Origin of the sequence: Aquiflexum sp. (genome assembly GCF_041749095.1) — a bacterium.
In the GTDB taxonomy this organism is placed as follows: domain Bacteria; phylum Bacteroidota; class Bacteroidia; order Cytophagales; family Cyclobacteriaceae; genus Aquiflexum.
Genome location: NZ_JBGTCA010000157.1, coordinates 1 through 3,030, shown reverse-complemented (window position 1 = coordinate 3,030; position 3,030 = coordinate 1). Strand labels below are relative to the sequence as shown.

The window sequence follows — 3,030 nt, the reverse complement described above, 5'->3', positions numbered from 1 at the left end:
TAATTCCCTTGTCAAAATGGATGACCATGCGGTCACCAAAACTTTTAAATCCCTTTATCTCCAGCTTACTCAGCAGCATCCTGTAATTGTTGAAAATGAATACCTGACAAAATTACTTTAATTCGGAAATTAAGCAAGGATGGGTGGAAGATAGAATGTACCAAGTACAATGAACCAAGTATGGGTGTGCGGTTCGAAAAAAGGGATTGTCATTCCGAGTATTCAACATTCTTTATAATGTTCAGAAAAGGTAATGACATCAAGACGGGCTGCAGACCTCTCCTGACGTCGAGGTGACAAGGCAAAGTCCTGTAATAGATTATATACTATTTGAAGTTCCAAACCATCAATTTCAAAATCTGTCATTGGTAGCTTTTCGAAACTCTTAATATTTCTGTAACCCGTCAGCGAAGTGAGGAATCTCCTTTGCTAGGAAAACGGTTTTTGTTCGATGTGGGATGATCGATGACCGATGTTAAGTTTGTGTATTCTTAGGCTCCGTTATTAAAAACGAGCTCAGGGAATCTTTTACTTATCAGTAATACTACAGCGAAGTGAAGAATATCTTAGGAAAGATGGATATATTCAAAATATGGTATAATCAAAGAAACTTGCCTCTAAATAATAAACCATTTCAATATTTATTGATTTTTCCCAATTTAATTTGTGTTTTTGCATTATTCAATTTTCATGAGGATTTCAAATGTTTTAAATTCATCATATAATTTTGAGTAAACACATAACATTCTCATGCTTCAATATTATGACAACAGGCTCAATGGAATTTAATAGATTTTATAAAATGAAACAGGTGCTTTATTGGGTTTTGACCTTATCATTCCTGATATCTTCCTGCAAAACTGCACCGGTAAGAAGGGAAATAAATTCAACAGATCAAATCCAGTACCTTAATCCTGAAAACAAATTCATAAAAGCCCACATGAAGGATGGAAGTGTGTTTATCCTTAATTTTTGGTTTACGGATGATGTGCATAATAACCTGTCAGGATATGGGGAACTACTCAATATTCAAAGGAGGGTTGTAGAAAGAAGGGTTAGAACAAGTAACAGGGACGAATTGGTTGAGCCTTTTACTTTCCCATTTGATGAAGTAGCCCTTGTGGAAACAAATGATCAGGGAAATTCCTTGGGTGGAGGTCTTGTTTTTACATCAGGTTTAATCGGAGGGGTTGCCTTGCTATGCCTTTTTAGCCCCAAAACCTGTTTTGGTTCCTGTCCTACTTTTTATGCGGAAACCAATGATACTTTGAGGATTTTGGCTGAAGGATTTTCAACCAGCATTTTACCTTCACTTGAAATAAACGATATAGACATGCTATATGAAGCAAAATATAAAAAAGACTTTCAACTGACCTTGACCAACGAAGCATTGGAAACCCATTCCATCAGATATGCCAATATCCTGTGTTTTGAAAAAGAAGAACATCAAAAGGTCTTCGCAACTTCAGAGGGGGACTTTTACGTCACTGAAAACTCCAGGCTTCCCAATAATTGCAAAAGCCTCGAAGGGGATTGCTTGGAAGAAGTAAAGTTTTTGGATCACAAGGAATACTTTTCGGAAAGCGATTCTGATAACCTCCATTCGAAGGAAGATTTGATTTTGGATTTCGATATTGAGAAAGCAGGGAATTTCGGACTCGTACTAGGAAAAAGGCAGACAATGATGACTACATTCATATTGTACCAAGGACTTGCTTATATGGGGAAATCAGTTTCTTATTTTTTGGCACAATACGAACTTGGAAATCTGGAAAAAAAGTCAGGAATCCTTGAATTGTTGGGAGGGGTTGAAATTTATTTTCAAAACCGGAATTTGGAATGGATATATGCGGGTGAGGTCAACGAACCAGGACCGATTGCGACAGATTTTAACATGGTCAAAATCGATAATGTGCCCCAAGGTAATCTCAAAATCAAATTGGTGATGAACAAAGGACTTTGGAGGATAGATTATCTCACTTTAGTTGATATTGAGAAACAGGTAAATCCTACTGTTGTAGGTCCGTATTCTGCTGAAAATATTTTTGGTAAAGAAAAAGAACCTCTTGCCAAATTACTTGACCCTGAAGACTTTCTAGTCACCTATCCCGGTGAAAAGTTTTTAATAAATTACCAACTGCCATTTGAACATGCAGAATTGTTTCTGGATTCAAAAGGTTTCTATCTGGAGTGGATTAGAGAAGATTGGATAAAAGAACAAAACTTCAGGAAATTGAACCAAATGGTCAAGAATCCTACAACCTATTTAAAAAAGATTGCAAAGGAGTACAAAAAAGTAGAACCTGTCATGGAAGAAGCATTTTGGAACAGCCGTTATGTTTACTGAACAAATATTTAAGAACCTTGCCATATTTTTGATGGCTTTTGGGTTGCTATCCTGTAGTGCAGCCAAGGCACCCAAGGGTACTGTACCGACATTGGATAAGATTTCTGAAACTGCCAATGGTGGCTGGGTTACTTTTCAATCAGAGGGGAAGGATATTTCCGGAGAACTCATTGGATTTAAGGAGGATTCGATATTTGTGTTAACCGATAAAAAATTGCTGTCTCTTTCACAAAATAATGTTCATTTTGCAAGGTTGATTTTTTATAATACCAAAGCAGAAAATTACGGTGGTTGGGCCGGTCTTAATTCATTGTTTACAATTGCAAATGGGTGGTTTCTGATATTTACTTTCCCAATCAATCTGATTGTTGGCAGCTCGGTAACAGTTGGAGAATCTAATAGGATTAATTTCATAGACTTCCCTGAACATCCATGGACTGAGTTTCACAAGTTTGCCAGGTTTCCACAGGGACTACTTGATACCATTGATCGGAATGAATTGGAATTTTAGCTGTTCTTATCATAAACAGGTAATCCCATCAGGTTTTTGCTTTTGAAAAATCTACCTATATTTAAATGCATAAAAAGAATCTACCGTGGACGCAGGCAATTTAATATATATCATCGCTATCATTATCTACTTTGTCTATACTGCCATGAAGAAAGGGCAAAAACCCCGGGAT

At 36.7% G+C, this 3,030-nt stretch carries 2 protein-coding genes; both read left to right on the top strand.

Annotated elements, in window-relative coordinates; genetic code table 11:
- Nucleotides 1–802 precede the first annotated feature (802 nt).
- On the top strand, nt 803–2,347 hold the full coding sequence (locus ACEW8O_RS07815; protein ID WP_373494061.1) for a hypothetical protein: 1,545 nt from the start codon (nt 803–805) through the stop codon (nt 2,345–2,347).
- Complete coding sequence (locus ACEW8O_RS07810; RefSeq protein ID WP_373494060.1) at nt 2,337–2,858, top strand: hypothetical protein; 522 nt, start codon at nt 2,337–2,339, stop codon at nt 2,856–2,858. Before ACEW8O_RS07815 ends, ACEW8O_RS07810 begins: the two co-directional genes overlap by 11 nt.
- Nucleotides 2,859–3,030: the final 172 nt, after the last annotated feature.